We start from the raw sequence: 21749 nt of genomic DNA, 5'->3' as shown, positions 1-21749 counted from the left end.
GTCGCCACGGCGGCGCTGGCGCCGGCCGTCTTCGCGGGCGCGGTGCCGAAGGTCGTGGTGCCGTGGCTGGCCGGCATCGACTACGCGGTGCGCGTGGACGGCCTGGCGTGGATCTTCTGCCTGTTGATCTCGGCCATCGGCGCGCTGGTGGTGCTGTACGCCCACTACTACCTGTCGGCCGACGATTCGGAGCCACGTTTCCTGGCCTACCTGCTGGCCTTTGCGGGGGCGATGCTGGGGGTGGTCACCGCCGGCAATCTGATCGCGTTGCTGGTGTTCTGGGAGCTGACCAGTGTCGCGTCCTTCCTGCTGATCGGTTTCTGGACCCACCGCGACGACGCTCGCCAGGGTGCCCGCATGGCGCTGACGATCACCGCCGGCGGCGGGCTGTGCCTGCTGGCCGGGCTGATCCTGCTGGGGCAGGTGGTCGGCAGCTTCGATCTCGACGCGGTGCTCGCCGCCGGCCCGCAGGTGCGCGCCGATCCGCTGTATCCGGCGATCCTGGCGCTGATCCTGCTCGGGGCCTTCACCAAGAGCGCGCAGTTCCCGTTCCACTTCTGGCTGCCCCACGCGATGGCCGCGCCCACGCCGGTGTCGGCCTTCCTGCACTCGGCGACGATGGTGAAGGCCGGCGTGTTCCTGCTGGCGCGGCTCTACCCGGTGCTGGCGGGCAGCGAGGCCTGGTTCTACGCGGTGAGCCTGGCCGGGCTGGCGACGCTGCTGGTGGGCGCCTGGTACGCCGTCTTCCAGCACGACCTCAAGGGTTTGCTGGCGTATTCGACCTTGTCGCACCTGGGGCTCATCACCCTGCTGCTGGGGCTGGGGTCGGAGCTCGCGGTGGTGGCGGCGGTGTTCCACATCCTCAACCACGCCACCTTCAAGGCCAGCCTGTTCATGGCCGCCGGGATCATCGACCACGAGTGCGGCACCCGCGACCTGCGCCGCATCAACGGGCTGATCCGTTACATGCCCTGGACCTCGGTGCTGGCGATGACCGCCGCCGCCGCGATGGCCGGGGTGCCGTTGCTCAACGGCTTCCTGTCCAAGGAGATGTTCTTCGCCGAGGCGCTGCAGGTGAGCCACCCGTTGTTCGCGTGGCTGGTGCCCACCGGCGCGGTGCTCGCGGGCCTACTGGGCGTGGCCTACTCGACGCGCTTCATCCACGACACCTTCTTCCACGGCGAGCCGGTCGGGCTCGACCGCCATCCCCACGAGCCGCCCCTGTGGATGCGCGTGCCCGTCGACCTGCTGGTGCTGGTCTGCGTCGTGGTGGGCCTGCTGCCGATGCACACCTTCGGTCCGCTGCTCGCGGTGGCGGTGCCCGCGGTGAGCGGCGCGCCGATGCCCGACGTAAGCATCGCCCTGTGGCATGGCTTCAATCTGCCGCTGGCGATGAGCGCGGTGGCCTTCGTGGGCGGCATTGGCCTGTACTTCCGGCTGCAGCGGGAGCGCGGGCTGCACGGCCGCGATCCGTCCGCCGGGCCGAGCGGCCAGCGCGGCTTCGAGCGGGCGATGAGCGGCCTCGCTGCGCTCGCCGGGCGAGTCACGCGCGTCCTCCAGCACGGCAGCCTGTCCGGCTACGGCGCCACCTTGCTGGCGGCGGCCGGGCTCGCGCTGCTGCCCTGGCTGACGGTGCTGGCGCTGCCGGCCCCGAGTGGCGACGTGGACCCGGGCCTCGCCGCCGGCGCGCTGCTTGTCGCCCTGGCGGCCCTGGCCTGCGTGCTGCTCGTGCGCCGTCTGCCGTTGCTCCTGGCGAGCGGCATCGCCGGGCTGGGCGCGGTGCTGATCTTCCTCTCGCGCGGGGCACCCGATCTGGCCTTCACCCAACTGGCCGTCGATGGGGTGTTCGCGGTGGTGGTCGCGGCGGCCATCGGGCGGCTCACCGCGTCGGCGCCGACGGTGCGGCCCCACGGCCGACCGGGGTGGGCCGCGCTGGCGGCCGTCGCCACCGGGGTGGCGCTCACGGTGCTGGCGCTGGGCATGACGGCCGCGCCCTTCGACGCCGCGCTGTCGGATTTCTTCGGCGCCCAGTCTCTCGTCGCGGCCCACGGGCGCAACGTGGTCAATGTGATCATCGTGGATTTCCGCGGCCTCGACACCCTCGGCGAGATCGCCGTGGTGTTGCTGGCGGCGCTCGCCGCGGTGGGCATCCTGCAGCGCATTCCGCGGGGGGCGCGATGAATCGCCCGAGGTCCGGACCACGCGAGGTGCTCGTCGAGCAGGCGGTGGGGCTGCTCTATCGGCCGCTGCTGCTGGCGGCGCTGGTGGTGTGGTATCGCGGTCACAACGCGCCGGGCGGCGGATTCATCGCCGGGCTGCTGGCGGTGGCCGCCACCGCCAGTTACGCGCTGGCCTTTGGCGGGCGGGCCGCTCGGGCGCGCCTGCCGCTGGCGCCGGAACGCCTGGCCGCGCTGGGGGTGGCGTTCGGGGCGCTGGCCGGGCTCCCGGCGGTGTGCCTCGGGCGGCCGTTCCTGACCCACCTCGGCGGCGAACTCGCACTCGGTCCGCTGGCGCTGCCGTGGTCGACGGTGATGCTGTTCGACCTGGGTGTGATGCTCTGCGTCTGGGGCGGACTCGCCGCGCTGGTGCTGGCCCTGGGGAGGAAGTCATGAACGCCTGGCTGCTGGCCCTGGCGATCGGCGTCTGCGGGGGCGCCGCGGTGTGGCTGATCCTTGCCCGCGATCTGCTGCGGATGGTGGTCGGCCTCGCGCTGGCGGGCACGGCGGTCAATCTCTTCGTGCTGATGGCGGGGCGCGTCGGCGCGGGCCTCCCGGCGATCCTGGCCGACGGCGAGACGGTGCTGGCGGCCACGGCGGCCAACCCGCTGCCCCAGGCGTTGGTGCTCACCGCCATCGTGATCGGTTTCGCCTTCGTGTGCTTCGCGCTGGTGCTGGTGCTGGCCATCCTGGCGCGGCGGCCGGCGGGCGATGTGGCCGCCCTGGCCGACGCCGAACCCGGCGCCGGGCCAGACGGCAAGCCGTTGCCCTTCGAAGCGGAGCGGCGGGCGTGAGCGCGGCGCTCGCCAACCTCGTGCTGGCGCCCGTGCTGGTGCCCCTGGCCGGCGTGGTGGGCGGCGTGCTGCTGGCCGGCCGGCGTCGGCTGGCGGAGGGCTTCAGCCTGCTCGCCGGGGCGGCCAACCTGCTGGCGGCGCTGGCGCTGCTGCGGGTCGTCGGCGACCGCGGCCCGCTGGTGCTCGGGCTCGGCGACTGGCCGCAGCCCTTCGGCATCGTCTTCGCGGTCGACCACCTGTCGGCGGCGATGATGCTGGTCTCGGCGCTGATTGCCTTCGTCTGCCTGCTGTTCCAGGCGACGCGGGTCGATCCGGCGGCGGGCCGCTCGGCGGCGCTGCCGCTGGTGCACGGGCTGATGGCCGGCGTCGGGGGCGCCTTCGCCACGGGCGACCTGTTCAACCTCTACGTGTGGTTCGAGGTGATGCTGATCGCCGCGCTGGGCCTGCTCGCCCACCGGGCGCGGCCGGCCGAATTGGACGGCACGCTGCGCTACCTGGTCCTCAACATGCTGGGCACGCTGGTGCTGCTCGCCGGCATCGCGGTGGTGTACGGCGCCACCGGACAGCTCAATTTCGTGGCCCTGGCGCAGGCGCCGCAAAGCCCGCTGCTGGCGGCCGGTGTCGCGCTGCTGACGGTGGCCTTCCTTGCCAAGGCAGCGGCGTTTCCGCTGTTCTCGTGGATGCCCGCCGCCTACCACGTGCTGCCGGCGCCGGTGCTGGCGCTGTTCGCGGGCTTGCTCAGCAAGGTCGGCGTCTACGCGCTGCTGCGTCTGTTCGGACAGGTTTTCCCGGCGGCGCTGGGCGACTGGCAGGCGGTGCTCGGTGCGGTGGCGGTGGCGACGATGCTGGCCGGTGCGCTGGGCGCGGCCTGGCACTGGGATCTGCGGCGTATCCTGGCTTTTCACATCGTCAGCCAGATCGGCTACCTGATCCTGGCCGTGGCGCTGGCGACGCCGGCCGGCTACACGGCGGCGGTCTTCTACACGATCCATCACATCGTCGTGAAGGCCAACCTGTTCCTGATCGCGGCGCTGGTGTGCCGGGTGGCCGGCAGCTACGACCTGCGGCGGATCGGCGGGGTGGCGGCGGCGCGGCCGCTGCTGGCGATCGTCTTCGCGGTGCCGGCCCTGTCGCTGGTGGGCATTCCGCCGTTGTCGGGCTTCTGGGCCAAGTTCCTGGTGCTGCGCGAGAGCTTTGCCGGCGGGCACTGGGCGTGGGGTGGGGCGGCGCTCGCCACCGGCGTGCTGACCCTGTATTCGATGAGCAAGATCTGGCTCGAAGCGTTCTGGAAGCCCCATCCCGCCCCCGTGGCGGCCGGCCGGGTGCCGGCGCTGGCGTTGGGCGCGGTAGGCCTGCTGGCGCTCGTCACGGCCGCCATTGGCCTGTTCCCCCAGGCGCTGCTCGACCTGGCCGGGCAGGCGGCGGCCGATCTTTCGGGAGGCGGACGATGACGCGCGTCCTCACCGCGTTGTGGCTCGCGGCGAGCTTTGTCTGGCAACTGCTGCTGTCGGGCGTGGCAACCCTGCGCATCATCCTGGCGCCCCGACCGACGGTGCAGCCGGCGCTGGTGCGCTATCAGTTCGAGCCCCTCGGCGAGGGCGGCGCGGCGCTGCTGGCAGCCCTCGTCACCCTGACGCCGGGGACGACGGTGGTGGAGATCGACATGGCCTCGCGGACCCTGCTGCTGCACCTGCTCGACGGTCGCGACGCGGCCGGCACGGCGGCGGGCATCCGCCGCCATTTCGAGCGCCACGTGCGGGTGGTGTGCGGAGGTGCGCCATGAACGCGGCGCTGGTCGGCCTGCTGGGGCTCGCGGTGGCGTTGGCGGCGTTGCGGCTGGTGCGCGGCCCCGGCGACGCCGACCGGATCGTCGCCCTCGACCTGCTGTCGGCCTGCGGCGTCGCGGCCTGCGTGCTGGCGGCGGCGCAGAGCGGGCAGGTGCTCTATCTCGACGTGGCGCTGGGGGTTGCGCTGGTGGCCTTCGTCGGCACCCTGGCGTGGGCCCGGGCGGTGGCGCGAAAGGGAGACCGGCGTGGCTGAGGCGTTGATGCTGCTCGGCATGGGGTTGCTGGTGATCGCGGCGCTGGGGGTGCTGCGCCTGCCCGACGCGCTGTCGCGCCAGCACGCGGCCACCAAGGCCGGCACGCTGGCGCTGGGGGTGCTGCTGGCCGGCGTTGCGCTGGCGGGAGGGAGCCTGGCGTGGGCGCTGCGGGCGCTGGGAATTTTCGTCGCGCTGCTGGCGACCTTGCCGATCGCGGCCCACGCGCTGGCGCAGGCGGCGTTACGGGAGCAGGGCGAGCCCCGCCCGGACGCCGCGATGCCGCAGCCCGACGAGGACGACGACGATCAGGCCGCTGGGGGCGAGAACGCCGGTCGTCCGCCGGCGTAGCCGGCCTCGATCTCGTCCGCGACGACCCGCCAGATGGGTCGGATGAAGAAACGCAGGTTCTTGATGACGTGATCGACGTTCATCATCGACGGGACGCGGATGCCCCGGTGTTCGACCGGGCCGCCGATCTGGGTGATCTTGACGCCGAGCTTCGAGAAGTGGTCGGCCAGACGCGGTTCGGTGAGCATGAACAGGGTTTCGATGCCTTCGCGCTTGGCCAGGGCGATCACCGCCAGGTACAGGCCGATCGGGATGTACGGGAAACGCGGCTGCTCCTTGGTGCCGAAGTCGTCGTCGGAGAGCGCCAGCGCGGTCTTCGTTTCGCCCTTCCGGCGGCGGTAGTGGGCGCGCACCGCGAGGCGCGAGACCTCGGCGATGCTGCCGCGCGGCTCGCGGGCGGGGTCGATGATCGAGCGGTCGAGGGTGGCGCTGCAGGCGTGCTCGAAGGGCAGCGGGTGGGCCGGGTCTTCGGGGCGGGCCAGCACCAGTCGATTGCAGCCGACCAGCGTCTGCGGCGCGGTCGAGGTGCGCATCAGGCAGTGCAGGCTGTGGCGATCGTTGTCGTCGATCTCGCGGCGGTCCGGGCGGACCGGCTCGAAGCCGAGCTCCTCGCAATAAACCTCGTGACGGATGCCGTACACCTCGTTGCGACGGGCCTCGTCGAAGGCGGCCACCACTTCGAAATATTTTCGGAAACCTTCGCCCAGACTGAATCGATCAAGTAACGACATGGCAGATGGGCCTTTAAAAGTCGGGTTGCAGGGAGCATTGTCTAACAACGACCCGAGGAGGGGTGAGCTGTAGGTGCGCGGGGCCGGGCGGCGGAGGGATTCCGACGAGCGGCGGTCGGCCGGGCCACGCGGCGACACCTGCAAACGTCGTATCATAGTGTTTCCGGGAAAGATGGATAGCGCTGCGCATGTCTGATACCAACGCGACTTTCAGTTATGACGATGCGTTTGCCCGCAATATCGGCTGGGTAACCGTCGCCGAGCAGGCCGCCTTGCGCGGCAAACGGGTGGCGATTGCCGGCATGGGCGGCGTGGGAGGCGTGCACCTCCTGACGCTCGCGCGGCTCGGCATCGGCGCCTTCACCATCGCCGACATGGATACCTTCGACGTGGTGAACTTCAACCGCCAGGCCGGTGCGGCGGTGTCCACGCTGGGCCAGCCCAAGGCCGAAGTCATGGCGCGCATGGCCAGGGACATCAACCCCGAGCTCGACATCCGCATCTTCGATCGGGGCGTCGATGCCGGCAACCTCGACGATTTCCTCGCCGGCGCCGACCTCTACGTGGATGGCCTCGACTTCTTCGCCTTCACCGCCCGCCGCGACACCTTCTACGCCTGCCACCGCCTCGGCGTGCCTGCCGTCACCGCGGCGCCGCTGGGCATGGGCACGGCGGTGCTGTCCTTCCTGCCGGGGCACATGTCCTTCGAGGAATACTTCCGCCTCGAAGGCTGCGACGAGGACGAGATGGCGGTGCGCTTCCTGCTCGGCCTGTCGCCCGCCATGCTCCAGCGCGGCTACATCGCCGATCCGACCCGCGTCGATTTCGACGCCCGCCGTGGCCCCAGCACCGTGGCGGCCTGCCAGCTGTGCGCCGGGGTCACCGCCACCGAGGCGTTGAAGATCCTGCTCGGCCGTGGCAAGGTGATCTGCGCGCCGTGGGGTTTTCAGTTCGACGCCTACCGCAACCGCTACGTCAAGACGTGGCGGCCTTGGGGCAACCGCAACCCGATCCAGCAGATCGGCCTCGCGATTGCCCGCCGCCAGCTGCGCGCCATGCGCCGCGGCGAATTCCGCAGCACCGCCTGAGGCCCTTCCGCCCGGCCGACCCGTGCCCCGCCCCCGCGTCTTCCTCCAGGAGCAGCCCCCGATGGCCAGCCGTGAAACCCTGCTGAAAATCCTCGATCTGGCCCGCTGGGCCCCGAGTGGCGACAACACCCAGCCGTGGCGCTTCGAGATCGTCGCCGACGATCACGTCGCGATCCACGGCCACGACACCCGCGAGTGGTGCCTCTACGACTTCAACGGCCACGCCAGCCACATCGCCCACGGCGCGCTGCTCGAAACCCTGCGCATCGCCGCCACCGGCGAGGGCCTGGCCGCCAGCTGGACGCTGCGCTCGGGCTGCCCCGACAAGGCGCCGATCTACGACGTGCGCCTCGCCGCCGCGCCCGGCATCGCGGCCGACCCGCTGCTGCCCTTCATCGAGACCCGCGTGGTGCAGCGCCGCCCGATGCGCACCACGCCGCTCAGCGACACCCAGCGTGCCGCCCTCGCCGCCGCGCCGGGGGCCGGGTATTCGGTGCGCTTCTTCGAGAGCGGTGCGGCCCGTCGCCAGGTGGCGGGGCTGCTGTGGCGCAACGCCTACCTGCGTCTGACCTGCCCCGAGGCCTACCCGGTGCACAAGGAAATCATCGAGTGGCGCACCCGCTTCAGCAAGGATCGTATCCCCGAGCAGGCGGTGGGCGTCGACAGCGCCACCGCGCGGCTGATGGAATGGGTGATGGCGAGCTGGGGCCGCGTCCAGTTCTTCAACAAATATCTGGGCGGCACCCTCGCCCCGCGGGTGCAGCTCGACTACATCCCGGCCATCGCCTGCGCGGCGCACGTGCTGGTGCTTGCCGACACGCCGGCGGCGGGCGTCGAAGGCCACGCGCGCGGCGGTGTCGCGCTCCAGCGCCTGTGGCTCACCGCCGCCTCGGTGGGCCTGCACCTGCAGCCCGAGATGACGCCGCTGATCTTCCGCTGGTACGCCCGCGCGGGCCAGCGGTTCTCGGCCCTGCCCGAGATCGCCCGTGGCGCCGATGCGCTCGCCGACGAGTTCGAGCGCATCGGGGGCTTCGGTCGCGATCAGGCCCTGACCTTCTTCTGCCGCGTCGGCGTCTGCGATACCCCGCATTCGCGCTCCCTGCGCAAGAGCGTGGATGAGCTGATGCTGTCGCCGCGCTGAGTCCGTCCCGCGATGCCCGCCCGCCATCATCACGATCACGACGGCCATGCCCATGGGCACAGCCACGGCCACCACCACGGCCCCGCGTCCTACGACCGGGCCTTCGCCATCGGCATCGCCCTCAACATCGGCTTCGTGCTCGTCGAAGCGGGTTACGGCTGGCTGTCCGATTCCCTCGCGCTGCTCGCCGACGCCGGCCACAACCTTTCCGACGTGGCCGGCCTAATCCTGGCGTGGGGCGCCAGCGCTGCCGCCCGCCTGCGTCCCACGTCCCGCCGCACTTACGGCTGGGCGCGGGCCTCGATCCTCGCCGCGCTGGCCAACGGCGTGCTGCTGCTGGTGGCGATGGGCGCGCTGGCCCTCGAGGCGATCCAGCGCCTGAACGCGCCCGAACCGGTGGCCGGCTGGACGGTGATCGTCGTCGCGGCGATCGGGGTGCTCATCAACGGCGTCACCGCGGTGCTGTTCATGTCGAGCAGCAAGGACGATCTCAACATCCGCGGCGCTTTCCTGCACATGGCTGGCGACGCACTGGTGTCCCTCGGCGTGGTGGCGGCCGGCGCGCTTTACCTGCATTTCGGCTGGGCCTGGCTCGACCCGGTGGCGAGCCTCGCCATCGCCGCGGTGATCGTGGCGAGCGCGTGGGGGCTGCTGCGCCAGTCCTTGCACCTGGCCTTCGACGGGGTGCCCGACGGCATCGCGCTGACCGAGGTGCACGCCTGGCTGGCCGGTCTGCCCGGGGTGACGGACGTGCACGACCTGCACGTCTGGGCGCTGGGGACCGCCGACACGGCGCTGTCGGTGCATCTCGTGATGCCCGGCGGCCATCCGGGCGACGCCTTCCTGGCCGACGTGGCCGAAGGGCTGGCGCAGCGTTTTCGCATCCACCACCCGACCATCCAGATCGAACTGGACGGCATGAACGACGGCTGCGCCAAGCCCGCGGCCCTGGCCTGATCGGCGCTCAGCGCGGCGCCTTGGCCAGGAAGCGATCCAGCGCGCCGCCGAAGGCCTGCCGGTCGGCCTGGCTGAAGGCCGCCGGGCCGCCGGTCTGCACGCCGCTGCCGCGCAGTTCCTCGAGGAAGTTGCGCATCGACAGGCGTTCGGCGATGTTGGCGTCGGTGTACAACTCGCCGCGGGGATTGAGCGCATGGGCGCCGCGCGCCAGCACCGCGGCGGCCAGCGGAATGTCGGCGGTGATCACCAGATCCCCCGCCGCCAGCGTGTCGACGATGTGCGCGTCGGCCACGTCGAAGCCGGCCGGCACCTGAATCGCCCGGATGAAGCGCGACGGCGGCGTGCGCAGCAGCCGGTTGGCGACCACGTAGGTCTGAATCTGCAGGCGTTCGGCGGCGCGGAAGACGATGTCCTTGACCACGACAGGGCAGGCGTCGGCGTCGATCCAGATTTGCATGGCGGCTCGGGCAGAAAAGGAAGGACGCCAGTGTAACCCCCGGTGGCCGGCCGCCTCTGTTGCCGAAAAACAACGGATTCGGGTTGGTGTGCCCGGGAAACCCCTTTTTGGAGCCGCCACGGTCATGGAATCGCGGCATTGTGCACAGCAATATCGCCGACGGCGGTCTAGCTTGAAGCCGGGCCGCCGATAAAAGGCTCGGCCCAAGAGAGAAAAAGAGGAGACAAGGCGCCGGCGCGAACCGTGGGTTCGTGTGCCGCCGCACCGGGCGCGGGGGGCAGTTATCCGCGCGGCGGGGCGAGGCCTGCCGGCTGGTGGTCGATTCACCGCGGTTTCCTCATCATGACGCGTTCCATCGAACAAACCGGGCTGTTCCAGCCCGACGCCGCCGTTCCGGCCGATCTGGCTTCGCCGGCCGCGCGCGCGCAGTCCGCCCGTCGTGTCCGCCCGTCGCGCTGGCCGGCCCGGCTCGACCTGCTGCAGAGCGCTTCCGGGCTCTTCCTTGCGCTGTTCCTGGTGGCGCACATGTTCTTCGTGTCGTCCATCCTCATCAGCCACGACGCCTTTTACACCGTCGCCCGCTTCTTCGAGGCCGGCTGGCTGTTCGGCACGCCCCAACCGTGGGTGGTGTCGTGCGTGGTGGGCTTCGTGCTGGCGGTGTTCGTCGGCCACGCGTGGCTGGCGCTGCGCAAGTTTCCCGCCAACTGGCGCCAGTACCGGGCCTTTGCCGAGCATCGCCGGCAGCTGCGCCACAGCGACACCGGCCTGTGGTGGCTGCAACTGTGGACCGGCTTTGCGCTGTTCTTCCTGGGCACGGTGCATCTTTACGGGATGCTGGTACATCCCGAGCTGATCGGGCCGTACGAATCCGCCGACCGCATCTGGACGGGCACCATGTGGCCACTCTACCTGCTGCTGCTCTTCGCGGTCGAGCTCCACGGCAGCGTCGGCCTGTACCGGCTGGCCCTCAAGTGGGGTTGGCTCGAAGGGCGCGACCCGGTTGCCGGCCGGCGCCGGCTGCGGGTGGTGAAGACGGCGTTCAGCGTGTTCTTCGTGGGCCTCGGCCTCGTCACCCTGCTGGCCTACGTGCAGCTGGGCATCGCCCACGCCGATCGCGCCGGCGAGCCCTACGTGCCGTCCGCCACCCAGCGGGGCTGACCATGCGCATCCACTACACCGACGTGTTGGTGATCGGCGGCGGCTTGGCTGGCCTGCGTGCCGCCGTGGGCGCCCGCCGCCGCGGTCACGACGTGACCATCCTGAGCCTGGTGCCGCCCAAGCGCTCCCATTCGGCCGCCGCCCAGGGCGGCATGCAGGCCAGCCTCGGCAACACCGCGATGGGCGCCGGCGACAACGAGGACGTGCACTTTGAAGACACCGTGCGCGGCTCCGACTGGGGCTGCGACCAGCAGGTGGCGCGCCTCTTCGTGCACACCGCGCCTCAGGCCGTGCGTGAGCTCGCCGCCTGGGGCGTGCCCTGGAACCGCATCCAGGCGGGCTCCCGCGAGGTGGTGATGGACGGCCAGCGGGTGACGCTCTCCGAGCCCGCCGCGATGCACGGCCTCATCGCCGCCCGGGATTTTGGCGGCACCAAGAAGTGGCGCACCTGCTTCGTCTCGGACGGCACCGGCCACGCCATGCTCTACGCGGTGAGCGACCAGGCCGTGGCCGAAAGCATCCCGGTGCACGAGCGCACCGAAGCCATCGCGCTGATCCACGAAGGCGGGCGCTGCCACGGGGCCATCGTGCGCGATCTCGTCACCGGCGAGCTCTCGGCCTACGTGGCCAAGGCCACCTGCATCGCCACCGGCGGCTTCGGGCGCATTTACCGGGTCAGCTCCAACGCGATCATCAACGAGGGCATCGGCGCCGCCATCGCGCTGGAAACCGGCGTGGTGCCGCTCGGCAACATGGAGGCGGTGCAGTTTCACCCGACCACCATCTTTCCCGCCGGCATCCTCGTCACCGAAGGCTGCCGGGGCGACGGCGGCCTGCTGCGCGATGCCGACGGCCACCGCTTCATGCCCGACTACGAGCCCGAGAAGCGCGAACTGGCCTCCCGCGACGTGGTGTCGCGGCGCATGGAGGAGCACATCCGCGCCGGCCACGGCGTCAAGACCCGCTTCGGCGAGCACCTGTGGCTCGACATCACGCTCCTCGGCAAGGCCCACATCGACGGCCGGTTGCGAGAGGTGAAGGAGATCTGCCAGCACTTCCTGGGCATCGATCCGGCCCGCGACATGATCCCCGTGCGCCCGGCCCAGCATTACTCGATGGGCGGCATCCGCACCGACGCCGCCGGCCACGCCCGCGGGCTCGCCGGCCTGTTCGCCTGCGGCGAGGCCGCCTGCTGGGATCTGCACGGCTTCAATCGGCTGGGCGGCAACTCGGTGGCCGAGACGGTGGTCGCCGGCATGATCGTCGGCGAGAAGATGGCCGATTTCGTGGAATCCGCCGCAGGCGATCTGCATGTCTCCACCGCCCTCGTGCGGGAATTCCTCGAACGGGAGCAGGCAAAGCTCGACACTTTGCTGCATGGCAACGGAAGCGAGAGCGCGACCGAGATCACCCGGCGGATGCAGGACATCATGACCGACAAGGTGGGCATCTTCCGCCGCGGCGATCTGCTCGAATCCGCGGTGAGCGAACTCCGGCAACTGCTGGAGAAGAGCCGCCACATCGGCATCGCCACCCGCCGCCCCGGCAGCAACCCGGAGCTGGTGGCCGCCTACCGGGTGCAGAAGATGCTCAAGCTGGCCCTGTGCGTCGCCCAGGGGGCTCTGGCCCGCACCGAGAGCCGCGGCGCCCACTACCGCGAGGACTACCCCCGCCGCGACGACGCGAACTGGCTCAAGCGCACCCTCGCCACCTGGCACGGCGATGAAACCCTGCCGCGCCTCGACTACGAAGCCCTCGACGTGGCGGCCATGGAGCTGCCCCCCGGCTGGCGCGGTTACGGCGCCCGCGATGCCATCGAACATCCGGCCACCGCCCGCCGCGCGGCGGAAGTCGCCGCGATCCGGTCAGCCTTCGGCCACGCCGACCGTTATACCCTGCAGCACGCCTTGATGCCCTTCGACCACCTTGTCCCGGAACCCTACCGGGGCCGTGTCGAACGGGCTGGAGAACAGAAGTCATGAACGCCCCTCTGCCTCACGTCCACACCGTTACCCTGCACCTGCGCACCCTCACTGGCGGCACCCAGCCGGTCACCGTCGTCGAAAGCCCCGACCTCACCCTGCTCGGCGCCATGAAGCAGGCGCGCGGCGCCCTGCCGCCCACCTGGGTGGATGGTTTCAACTGCCATTCGGGGGCCTGCAACACCTGCTGCGTCCTGATCAACGGCGTGCCCGGCGTGCCGTGTACCCGCTTCGTCCGCGATCTGGGCCGCGACATCACCGTCGCCCCCGGCCCCCATGCCGAGGGCTGGGGCGGCTTGCGCAACCCGCCGCGCGGCGGTCACTGAGCGGCACCGCCATGCACGCCCCCCGCAGTCTCACCCTGCGCATCCTGCGCAGCAGCCCCGGCGAGGGCGTTGCGCCCCACTGGCAGGATTTTCGCGTCGAGGAGGCCGAGGGCATGACGCTCTTCCTTGCCCTCACCGAGATCCGCGAACGCCTCGACCCTTCGCTGCAGTTCGACTTCGTCTGCCGCGCCGGCATCTGCGGCAGCTGCGCGATGCTCATCGACGGCAAGCCCGGCCTCGCCTGTCGCAGCCTCACCCGCGACCTCGGCCCGCTCGTCACCCTGGCGCCCCTGCCGGTGTTCGAGCTGATCGGCGACCTCTCGGTGAACACCGGCAAGTGGATGCGCGGCACCGCCGAGCGCCTCGAAACCTGGATTCACGGCCAGCAGGAAGCCGCCCTGACGGCGGTCGAGGCGCCGATGGAACCGGCCCTCGCCGAAGCCATCTACGAACTCGACCGCTGCATCGAATGCGGCTGCTGCGTGGCGGGCTGCGGCACGGCCCGGATGCGCCCGGATTTCGTCGGCGCCGTCGGCCTCAACAAGATCGCCCGTTTCCGCCTCGATCCCCGCGACACCCGCAGCGACGACGATTTCTTCGAGCTCATCGGCGACGACACCGGCGTGTTCGGCTGCATGAGCCTGCTCGGCTGTCACGACGTGTGCCCTAAGGGCCTGCCGCTGCAGACCCAGATCGCGTTTCTGCGACGCAAGATGGCCGTCGTCGGCCTCAAGTAGCCGACGCCGTCGCACGGCGTTTCCCTTCCGTTTTCGATGTCTGCCCGGGCGCTGGCCGCGCCTCGCGGGCAGTCGTTGCCGCGGGCGGGTTAATTACTTAATTTTATTAACTCATTTAAATTATATTTGTATGATTGCAGCCTTGGGCGCTGCTCTCCGATCCACTCCACCGGCCTTCCGGTTTCGCGACTGACGCTTTCGTGCGATGGCTAACCTGATTTCCCCTCGGGATCTGCCCACCTGGGTGCCGGGCCGGATCACCTCGGCCAGCGACGGGCTGGGCTGGAAGAACGTCGGGCACCGGGCCTACCGCTACACCGGGCTCGACGTGCCGATTCCGCCGATGGATCACTTCATGGTAGTGCGCTACCACGCCGGGGACACGCCGATGGACCGCTGCGTCGAAGGGCGCTGGAGCCGCAAGCGCTGCACCCCGGGCGATTTCTCGCTGCTGACCCGCTCGGCGCCGTCCCACTGGCACTGGACCCAGTGCATCGAGGTGTCCCACACCTACCTGTCCGAGGCCTTGATGTCGCGCGTGGCCTCCGACGTCACCGAGCGCACCGTGGCCGAGGTGCAGTTGCACGACGTGCTGCAGGCCCAGGACCCGGCGGTGACCCACATCGTCGACGCGATCACCCTCGAGGCCCGCCAGCGCGGGCTCGGCGGCAGCCTGTATGTCGAGGCGCTGTCGATCCAGTTGGCGGTGCACCTGTTCCGCAAGTACGCGCGTTGCACCTTCCAGGACGCGCAGCCCGTGGGCCCCCTGTCGCCGACTCGCGTGCGACGGCTCGAGGAATACATCGAGTCGCACCTGCACGAAGGCATCACCATCGAGAAGATGGCCGAAACCCTCGGCCTCGGCGTGTGGACCTTCACCCGGCACTTCCGCGCCACCCTGGGCTGCTCGCCCTACGAGTTCGTGATGGGCCGGCGCGTCGAGCGGGCGGCGCGGCTGCTCGCCTCGCGGGGGCTGGCGATCAAGGAAGTTGCGGCGATGTGCGGCTTTGCCGACCAGGCGCACCTGACCCGCGTGCTGCGCGCGCGCCTGGGCACCACGCCGGCGCGGCTGCGCAAGGACAACGGCGCCTGAACCTCCGCCCGCGTCACGCAGGCCGACCCCGACATCCAGCGCAAAAAGGCGCAGCCGGTTGCCCGGTTGCGCCGTTAAGGCACTCGCGTGGAGCGCCGGTGCCGTCGCCGCCCCTGCTGGCGGCGGACGTCACCTCTCGGAGGCGATGTCGCTGGCGAGGAGTTCCTTCAGATGACTGTCCAGTTCGGCGATGCAGTTGGCGTCGGTGCCGAACAGGGCGAGGTGGCCGTCGATGCTGGCGAGCGGCCGGAACTCGCTGTTCGGGATCAGTTGCTGTTCGGCCAGGCAGTCGCTGGGCGGGAAGAACATGTCGTGGCTGATCGGCATCACGTAGGTCTTGGCGCGAATGCGGCCGAGGGCTTCGACCAGGTTGCCGCCGGTGTTGCGGCTCACGTCGCCGCGCTGCCACTTCCAGGCCATGGCGAGCAGGTTGTTCGGGTCCATCGGGCCGAAGTAGCCGGTCATGAACTGATCCACGAAGGCCTGCATCGACTCGAAGCCCAGCACCCGATGGCGCCCGCCGCGGAAGAACTCGGTGCTCCAGCCCATCACCGTCCACAGCTTGGCATGGCGCTTGAGGCCGGCGGCCACTTCATCGGGCGAGCCGTAGCGGCCGTCGCGAAAGCCCGGGTCGGTGGTGATCGCCTCGATCAGGGTCTCGGCGAACACGAAGTCGTGCTCGGTGTTGCGGGCGGTGCCGGCGATGGGCGCGGCGCGCTCGACCATGTCGGGGTAGCGCACCGCCCATTCGTAGGTCTGCTGGGCGCCCATCGAGCCGCCCACCACCAGCGCCAGGCGCTGGATGCCGAAGTGCTCGGTGACGAGCCGGTGCTGGGCGCGCACGTCGTCGCCGATGCGTACCTTCGGAAAGGCCGGCCCGGCGAGGGCGGCCGGCGCGTTGCTCGGCGAGAGCGAGAGACCGTTTCCGATCTGGTTCACCACGATGATGAAATAGCGTGCCGGATCGAGGGCGTGGCCGGGGCCGATGTACACCTGCTCCATGATCTTGCTGGTGCCCGAGTACCAGGTGGGCACCAGGATCGCGTTGTCGCGGGCGGCGTTGAGGGTGCCGTGGGTGGCGACGGCGAGGGTGCACTCGGGCAGCACGCCGCCTTCCTCGAGCTCCAGCGCGCCGATGTTGATGAGCTTGAAGGGGCCGTGGTTGTCCTGGCTGTAATAATTGTTCATTCGAGTCTCCTTGGGTGTGGGGGCGGGGGCGCGTGGCCCCCGCCGGTTCAGCGCGCGGTGTAGCCGCCGTCGATGACCAGCTCGGCGCCGGTGACCCAGCGCGCCTCGTCCGACGCCAGGTATACCGCGCCCCAGGCGATGTCGTCGGCCATGCGCTGCGCGATCGCGGCGCCCAGCCCGTTGCCGCCGCCGGTGACGACGGCGGCCTTGCCGGAAAGTCGGTTCATCGTGGGTCTCCTTTTCCGCTCAGCGCATCGCGAAGCCGGGGTAGCCCTGGCTGGCGAGCTGGTCGCACTTCTGGTTGTAGGTGCCCACGCCGCCGATGTAGGAGATCAGCCGCCGCGGTTTGCCGTCGACGTTGGAGCCCATGTACCAGGAGTCGGTCTTGACGACGAGGGTCTTGTTCGCCGTCTCGTCGTGGTGCTGCACCCACTCGTCCTGGAAGGCCTGGGTCGCCTCGATCACCTTCTTGCCGTGCTTGCGGGCGTAGTCGATGCAGCCGGTGATCCAGTCCACCTGCTGTTGCAGGCAGGTGGTCATGTTGCACAGGGCGGCCGACGGGGCCAGCGGCGCGCCGGTGGTGAACAGGTTGGGGTAGCCGTGCACCTGCAGGCCCATCGCGGTGCGGATCTCGTTGCCCCATTCGGCCTTCAGGGAGCGCCCGTCGCGGCCGCGGAAGTCGATCCGGGTGAGGGCGCCGGAGCCCGCGTCGAAGCCCACCGCGAGGATGATCACGTCCACCTCGTGGATCACCCCGTCGGCGGTCTGGATGCCCTCGGGCACGATGCGCTCGATGGGTGCCTTGCGGCAATCCACGGTGCTCACGTTGGGCTGCAGGTAGACCTCCAGGTACTTGTTCTCGAGGGGCACGCGGTGGGTGCCGAAGCCGTAGTCGGTGGGGATCAGCAGGTCGCACAGTGCGGGGTCGTGCTGCAGGCGCTCGCGCATCTTGGCGCGGACGAACTTCGACACCTCCTCGCTCACGTCCTCGTCGAAGAACATCTCGGGGAAGGACGCCAGCCACAGGGCAAGGGAGCCGTCTTCCCACAGGTTCTCGAGCACCGTGGTGCGCTCGGCCGGGGTCTTGTCGGCCCACGAGCCGGCGTCGAAGTCGTAGTCGAAACCGGCGAAGGTGCTGCGCACGCGGGCCTTCAGCTCGTGGAAGCGCGAACCCCATTTCTCCCAGTCGGCCTTGGAATACTTGGGGTTGCGCATCGGGATCACGTACTGCGGGGTGCGCACGAAGATCTTCATCGAGCCCACTTCGGGGGCGATGGTCTGGATCACCTGGATGCCGGTGGCGCCGGTGCCCACCACCGCCACGCGCTTGCCCTTCAGGTCCACCGGCGCCTTCGGCCACAGGCCGGTGTGGAAGATCTGCCCCTTGAAGCTGGACTGGCCGGGGAAGCGGTCCGACAGCGGCGCCGACAGCATGCCGCAGCAGGCGATCACGAACTGGGCGGTGAGCTTTTCGCCGGCCGCGGTCTCGATGTTCCACTGATCGTTGGCTTCGTCGAAATGGGCCGAGGCGATGCGGGTGTTGAACTGGATGTCCTTCTTCAGATCGAGGGTGTCCGCCACGTGATTGAGCCAGCGCTCGGTTTCGGGCTGCGCGGGAAAGCGCTCGGAGGGCTGCCACGATTTGTACAGCGCCTCCGAAAACCAGTATTGGTAGATCTCCGCCTGGGAGTCGAAGCGCGCGCCAGGGTAGCGGTTCCAGTACCAGGTGCCGCCGACGCCAGAGCCGGTCTCGTAGGCGCGCACCTTCATGCCCATCTCCCGCAGGCGATGCAGTTGGTACAGGCCGGCGACGCCGGCACCGATGACCAGCGCGTCGAGGTGCTCGACGGCCTGCGCGGCGTCGTGGGGGCGGTCGGTGCTCGGCTGGGGGGCTTTCGTGCTCATTTCTTGTCTCCTTGCTTTCTTGTGGTGGCGGCCGTCTCCAGGGGGAGGCCGACCTCGTCGAGCGGCGCGGCGTCGGAGGGCTCGCCCCCGTCGGCCGTCGCCGTGAGTGCAATTTATGAGCAGGACCGGACGCCGATCTTGTCGATCCTTGGCGATCTTTTGAACGAATCGGGAAAACCCTGCCGCAGGGCGTCCGGCGGCGAAAAAGCGGGCGAGCGGCGTGATTAGAATCGGCCCGCACGGTATCGGCGGCATGTCCGACGCCACTAAAACTCGGAGCGCCGCCAGGCATTTGCGGCGGATTGAACACACAGGAAAAGGGGACGGCGATCTCGTGCGCGCACCGAAAAAAACGCCCCGCACGAATGGGCGGGGATCACCCAGATCAAAGGAGACCCGAAATGCCCCGATTCAACCCCGACACGAGCGCACGATCCTGCCACCCCGCTGCGGCGCGCCGTCGCCCGGCCCGACGCATGGCGCTCGCGGCCGGCGTGCTGGCCGCCGCGCTGCCCCGCCTGGCCGCGGCGGTAGCCGTCGATGCCGGCGACTACGCCTACGTGCCGCCCGGTACCGACCTCGCGCTGCTCTACTACCAGCACTCCCAGGGCAGTGCGCTTTACGCCGGCGGCCACAAGACGTCCGCCAACGCCGACCTGCGCGCCGACGTGGGCATCGCCCGCGGGGTGCGCTACCTCGACGTGGGCGGCTACACCGTGGCGCCCCAGTTCCTGCTGCCTTTCGGCACCGTGCACACCGGCGGCGACCTGGACGGGCTCGGGGTGAGCAACGGCGTTGGCGACTTGATCCTCGCCACCACCGTCCATCTGCTCAAGGACGATCCGGGCCGGCGGGCCTTCGGCATCACGCCCTGGCTGTGGCTGCCCACCGGCCACTACGACCGCCAGCGGGCGCTCAACCCCTTCGGCGAGAACCGCTGGAAGTTCGCCCTGCAGGCCGGCGGCGTGCTACCCCTCGGCGACAAGTTCACCCTCGACCTGATCGGCGACATGCAGTGGTTCGGCGACAACACCAAGGCCGGCCCCGGCGGCGCGACCCTCAGCCAGCGCCCCGCCTGGGAGGTGCAGACCCACCTGCGCCACCACCTGAGCGCCGCCACCTCGATCAACCTGATGGCCTCGCGCTACGTGGGCGGCGAGACCGAGATCGACGGCGTGCGCCAGCACGACCGCCAGCGCCGCACCCGCGCATCGCTCGGCATGGCGCATTTCTTCGCGCCGGGCTGGCAAGTGCTCGGCACCGTCGGCCGCGATCTGGCGGTGGACACCGGCGTGCGCGAGGACGCCCGCCTCAACCTGCGGCTGATGAAGGTGTTCTGAGCGTCGGCCCGCGACCGGGCACCGCTTCGCGGTGCCCGGCGTCCTCGACGGGCCGGGCATCGCGCCGGGCCCGCGCTGAAATTCGACGGCCCGGTGCCGTTTGGCAGCGCACGCGCTGGCGGGCCGGACGCGTGTCCTACGTCCTCAGATTGGCAAAGGGCAGTTGTCCGTATTGCTGATTAAACTCGGTGAGCAGGCCCTGCTCGACGTGTCGCGGCACGTCCGCCGGGGTGGGTTTCCAGAACACCCGCAGTGCGCCGGCGTCCTCCAGTTGCCAGATGTAGCGGCCACCCCAGTGCGCCTTAGGCTTGCCCCGTCCGAACTGCATGTAGGTATGCAGACGTTCTCGAAGCGTCGCCCGCTGGCCGTTGCCGCCGGCCTTTCCGATGTACAGCACCTTGGGGCGATCGAGCCAGCGCTCTTCGAGCGTCCTGACGGTGACCGTGGGATCGCGGCCCTTGAAATGCCCACCGCTGCTGATGGTCAGGAAGTGCACCGGGCAATCGCTCGTCCGGACGATCAGGTACACCCCTTGCACCCGCGGCACGTCCTCGCAGGATTTCTGCAAACGGGCGACCGGAACGTCGCCGACGAAGCCCGATTCGGATAGCAGGTGGATCAACTCGAAGTTCATGGTGTGCGCCGATGTCTGAGTTTGAAGGGGCCATCACGTGTCTCGGGTGGCTACTTGGTGGAGTTTAGCGCAACGGCACGCCGCTAGTTTGCGCTCGCTCCATCGTCGGGACGCCTTAGCTCACCCACAAGCCCGCAGCCACCAGCGAGCGCCACGGTGCGAACTGTTCGAGCCAGTCGCGCGTTTCGGTCGGGCCGGGCGGAGTGTCGCGGCCGAGCAGTGCTTGCAGCTTGCGGCGCACGGCGGCGTCGCCGTGGAGCGAGGCGTCCATCTCCCCGAAGCCACGCAGCAGGGTGTAGTCGATGGTCCACGGGCCGATGCCGCGCACCTCGGCGAGGCGGGCGCGGATTTCGTCGGCCGGGGTGCCGGCCGTCAGCCAGTCGTCCAGGGGCAGGCGACCGTCGGCGCAGCGGCGAGCCACGTCGAGGAGGGTGGCGGCCTTGGTGGCGGAATAGCCGGCGCCGCGCAGCCGGGCCTCGTCGAGCCGGGCGAAGGTGGCGGCGTCGGGGTAGCAGGCGAGGCCGCTGCTGTGGCGCGCGCCGGCCGCTTCGATCAGCCGGCGGCGGATGCTCACCGCCGCGGCGACGCTGATCTGCTGGCCGGTGACGGCCCAGCTCAGGGCCTCGAAGGGCGTGGCGGCCTGGGGGATGCGCAGCCCGGGCTGGCGGGCGAGGAGGGGGCCGAGCTGGGGGTGATCCCGGTGGGCGGCGGCGAGTTCTGCGCAAGGTTGATCGAGGCCGAGCAGGCGGCGGGCGAGGGGGACGACAGCGGCCGGATCAGGCGACGGGCCATCGACGGCGAGCCGGACCTCGGCCGTCCCCGAGCTTAGCTCGATGCTGAGGCAGGCCGGGTGGCCGTGCCAGATCAGGCCCTTCTCGATGCGGCTCCCGCACACCCGCTCGGCCACCTGGCGGGCGTCGCGGGCGTGGAAGGCGAGGAGATCGGCGGGGCGGAAGTCGGCGGGCAGGCGCATAGCGGTGGGGTGATGTTGGAGGGCGGAGGTTGGGTTAGCGCAGCGTAACCCGACAATCCTCCCTCCGCTCTGACCTGCTCACGCCCGATGGATTCAAAGCGCATCGGACACCCCGATGCCATGCATGAACCCCGGTTCTCCAAGCGGCGGCTGGGGCAGGAAAGGTGTGGGGCTACGCTGCGCTGACCCGACCTACGTGACCCCGCGTGATCGTCTTCAGCCGGCCTTGCGGAAGGTGAGGTTGATCCGACAGGCGCCGGTGGCCGGGTGCGCGCCGTCTTTCAGCGGGGCGATGCCGTGGAAGGTGAGCCGCGCCGGGCCGCCCCACACCACCACGTCGCCGTGGCCGAGGGGGACGCGCCGGGCCTTGTCGCTGCCCTGCCCGCCACCCCACAGGAAGACCGCAGGCAGGCCGAGGGAGACGGAGACGATGGGCTGAGTGAGGTCGGTTTCGTCCCGGTCCTGGTGCAGGGCCATGCGGGCGCCGGGGACGTAGCGGTTGATCAGGCAGGCGTCGGGGGCGAAGCCGGCAAAGCCGGCGCGGGCGGCGGCGGCTTCGGCGAGGCGCGCGAACAGCGGCGGCATGGGCGGCCACGGGCGGGCGCTGTCGGGATCGGCGCCGGCGTAGCGGTAGCCGTGG

Annotated in this window: 24 protein-coding genes; 16 read left to right on the top strand and 8 right to left on the bottom strand. The window is 70.3% G+C overall.

Annotation, left to right across the window (positions count from 1 at the left end):
• The 7 genes from mbhE to mnhG form a co-directional block, all read left to right on the top strand.
• A partial coding sequence (gene mbhE / locus ACE3P2_RS01340) for a hydrogen gas-evolving membrane-bound hydrogenase subunit E (RefSeq protein ID WP_374260046.1) occupies positions 1 to 2181 on the top strand: 2181 nt, incomplete at its 5' end.
• Positions 2178 to 2612 carry an MnhB domain-containing protein gene (locus ACE3P2_RS01335; RefSeq protein ID WP_374260044.1) on the top strand — a complete coding sequence of 145 codons (435 nt, stop codon included), beginning with the start codon at positions 2178 to 2180 and terminating at the stop codon, positions 2610 to 2612. The genes mbhE and ACE3P2_RS01335, both read left to right, overlap by 4 nt.
• Entirely contained in the window at positions 2609 to 3010 is a 402-nt protein-coding gene (locus ACE3P2_RS01330) for a sodium:proton antiporter (RefSeq protein ID WP_374260041.1), read from the top strand. The genes ACE3P2_RS01335 and ACE3P2_RS01330 overlap by 4 nt, the downstream gene beginning before the upstream one ends.
• Positions 3007 to 4461 carry a proton-conducting transporter membrane subunit gene (locus ACE3P2_RS01325; RefSeq protein ID WP_374260039.1) on the top strand — a complete coding sequence of 485 codons (1455 nt, stop codon included), beginning with the start codon at positions 3007 to 3009 and terminating at the stop codon, positions 4459 to 4461. The genes ACE3P2_RS01330 and ACE3P2_RS01325 overlap by 4 nt, the downstream gene beginning before the upstream one ends.
• Positions 4458 to 4793 carry a Na+/H+ antiporter subunit E gene (locus ACE3P2_RS01320; RefSeq protein ID WP_374260037.1) on the top strand — a complete coding sequence of 112 codons (336 nt, stop codon included), beginning with the start codon at positions 4458 to 4460 and terminating at the stop codon, positions 4791 to 4793. Before ACE3P2_RS01325 ends, ACE3P2_RS01320 begins: the two co-directional genes overlap by 4 nt.
• Positions 4790 to 5050, top strand: coding sequence for a monovalent cation/H+ antiporter complex subunit F (locus ACE3P2_RS01315; RefSeq protein ID WP_374260034.1), 261 nt, complete (start codon positions 4790 to 4792; stop codon positions 5048 to 5050). Before ACE3P2_RS01320 ends, ACE3P2_RS01315 begins: the two co-directional genes overlap by 4 nt.
• A complete protein-coding gene (mnhG, locus tag ACE3P2_RS01310) occupies positions 5043 to 5399 on the top strand; it encodes a monovalent cation/H(+) antiporter subunit G (RefSeq protein ID WP_374260031.1) in 357 nt (118 codons plus the stop codon). Before ACE3P2_RS01315 ends, mnhG begins: the two co-directional genes overlap by 8 nt.
• Here the strand turns inward: mnhG and ACE3P2_RS01305 are convergent.
• Entirely contained in the window at positions 5357 to 6130 is a 774-nt protein-coding gene (locus ACE3P2_RS01305) for a PEP-CTERM/exosortase system-associated acyltransferase (RefSeq protein WP_374260029.1), read from the bottom strand. The genes mnhG and ACE3P2_RS01305 overlap by 43 nt on opposite strands.
• 188 nt (positions 6131 to 6318) lie before the next feature.
• Here ACE3P2_RS01305 and ACE3P2_RS01300 point away from each other — a divergent pair, with 188 nt between their 5' ends.
• The 3 genes from ACE3P2_RS01300 (at position 6319) to ACE3P2_RS01290 (ending at position 9316) form a co-directional block, all read left to right on the top strand.
• Positions 6319 to 7218 carry a ThiF family adenylyltransferase gene (locus ACE3P2_RS01300; RefSeq protein WP_374260026.1) on the top strand — a complete coding sequence of 300 codons (900 nt, stop codon included), beginning with the start codon at positions 6319 to 6321 and terminating at the stop codon, positions 7216 to 7218.
• 61 nt (positions 7219 to 7279) lie between these two features.
• A complete protein-coding gene (locus tag ACE3P2_RS01295; RefSeq protein ID WP_374260024.1) occupies positions 7280 to 8359 on the top strand; it encodes a nitroreductase family protein in 1080 nt (359 codons plus the stop codon).
• 12 nt (positions 8360 to 8371) lie between these two features.
• Complete coding sequence (locus ACE3P2_RS01290) at positions 8372 to 9316, top strand: cation diffusion facilitator family transporter (protein WP_374260021.1); 945 nt, start codon at positions 8372 to 8374, stop codon at positions 9314 to 9316.
• Between the two features lie 7 nt (positions 9317 to 9323).
• Here the strand turns inward: ACE3P2_RS01290 and ACE3P2_RS01285 are convergent, their stop codons facing one another.
• Positions 9324 to 9773 carry a YaiI/YqxD family protein gene (locus ACE3P2_RS01285; RefSeq protein WP_374260018.1) on the bottom strand — a complete coding sequence of 150 codons (450 nt, stop codon included), beginning with the start codon at positions 9771 to 9773 and terminating at the stop codon, positions 9324 to 9326.
• A 342-nt stretch (positions 9774 to 10115) separates the two neighbouring features.
• Between ACE3P2_RS01285 and ACE3P2_RS01280 the strand changes: the two genes are divergently transcribed.
• From ACE3P2_RS01280 to ACE3P2_RS01260, 5 genes are all read left to right on the top strand, one after another.
• Positions 10116 to 10931 (top strand): fumarate reductase cytochrome b subunit, encoded by an 816-nt coding sequence (locus ACE3P2_RS01280; protein ID WP_374260015.1) that lies wholly within the window; start codon positions 10116 to 10118, stop codon positions 10929 to 10931.
• 2 nt (positions 10932 to 10933) lie between these two features.
• On the top strand, positions 10934 to 12913 hold the full coding sequence (locus tag ACE3P2_RS01275; RefSeq protein WP_374260012.1) for a fumarate reductase flavoprotein subunit: 1980 nt from the start codon (positions 10934 to 10936) through the stop codon (positions 12911 to 12913).
• Complete coding sequence (locus tag ACE3P2_RS01270; protein ID WP_374260010.1) at positions 12910 to 13239, top strand: 2Fe-2S iron-sulfur cluster-binding protein; 330 nt, start codon at positions 12910 to 12912, stop codon at positions 13237 to 13239. Before ACE3P2_RS01275 ends, ACE3P2_RS01270 begins: the two co-directional genes overlap by 4 nt.
• Positions 13240 to 13250: 11 nt before the next feature.
• The gene (locus tag ACE3P2_RS01265) at positions 13251 to 13976 is read left to right on the top strand and encodes a fumarate reductase iron-sulfur subunit (protein WP_374260008.1); all 726 of its coding nucleotides are present in this window, start codon (positions 13251 to 13253) and stop codon (positions 13974 to 13976) included.
• A 205-nt stretch (positions 13977 to 14181) separates the two neighbouring features.
• Entirely contained in the window at positions 14182 to 15069 is an 888-nt protein-coding gene (locus tag ACE3P2_RS01260; protein ID WP_374260006.1) for a helix-turn-helix domain-containing protein, read from the top strand.
• A gap of 129 nt (positions 15070 to 15198) precedes the next feature.
• On the opposite strand, the gene ACE3P2_RS01255 is transcribed toward ACE3P2_RS01260, so the two are convergent.
• Genes ACE3P2_RS01255 through ACE3P2_RS01245 form a run of 3 tightly spaced genes read right to left on the bottom strand, consistent with a single transcriptional unit; the run spans position 15199 to position 18162 of the window.
• Positions 15199 to 16257 (bottom strand): alpha/beta fold hydrolase, encoded by a 1059-nt coding sequence (locus tag ACE3P2_RS01255; RefSeq protein WP_374260004.1) that lies wholly within the window; start codon positions 16255 to 16257, stop codon positions 15199 to 15201.
• A 47-nt stretch (positions 16258 to 16304) separates the two neighbouring features.
• Entirely contained in the window at positions 16305 to 16484 is a 180-nt protein-coding gene (locus tag ACE3P2_RS01250; RefSeq protein ID WP_374260002.1) for an SDR family oxidoreductase, read from the bottom strand.
• A 19-nt stretch (positions 16485 to 16503) separates the two neighbouring features.
• Positions 16504 to 18162, bottom strand: a complete 1659-nt coding sequence (locus ACE3P2_RS01245; protein WP_374260000.1) for a flavin-containing monooxygenase — start codon at positions 18160 to 18162, stop codon at positions 16504 to 16506.
• 401 nt (positions 18163 to 18563) lie between these two features.
• Between ACE3P2_RS01245 and ACE3P2_RS01240 the strand changes: the two genes are divergently transcribed.
• Positions 18564 to 19502, top strand: a complete 939-nt coding sequence (locus ACE3P2_RS01240; RefSeq protein WP_374259998.1) for a transporter — start codon at positions 18564 to 18566, stop codon at positions 19500 to 19502.
• Positions 19503 to 19638: 136 nt separating this feature from the next.
• On the opposite strand, the gene ACE3P2_RS01235 is transcribed toward ACE3P2_RS01240, so the two are convergent.
• The 3 genes from ACE3P2_RS01235 to ACE3P2_RS01225 form a co-directional block, all read right to left on the bottom strand.
• Positions 19639 to 20136, bottom strand: coding sequence for a hypothetical protein (locus tag ACE3P2_RS01235; RefSeq protein ID WP_374259996.1), 498 nt, complete (start codon positions 20134 to 20136; stop codon positions 19639 to 19641).
• 115 nt (positions 20137 to 20251) lie between these two features.
• On the bottom strand, positions 20252 to 21109 hold the full coding sequence (locus ACE3P2_RS01230; RefSeq protein ID WP_374259994.1) for a DNA-3-methyladenine glycosylase: 858 nt from the start codon (positions 21107 to 21109) through the stop codon (positions 20252 to 20254).
• Between the two features lie 216 nt (positions 21110 to 21325).
• On the bottom strand, positions 21326 to 21749 hold a 424-nt coding region (locus ACE3P2_RS01225), incomplete at its 5' end, for an alpha-ketoglutarate-dependent dioxygenase AlkB (RefSeq protein WP_374259993.1).

It is taken from the genome of Zoogloea sp. (genome assembly GCF_041911615.1).
Lineage (GTDB): Bacteria > Pseudomonadota > Gammaproteobacteria > Burkholderiales > Rhodocyclaceae > Zoogloea.
The sequence above is the reverse complement of the archived record's forward strand: the minus strand, read 5'-3'. Positions and strand labels throughout refer to the sequence as shown.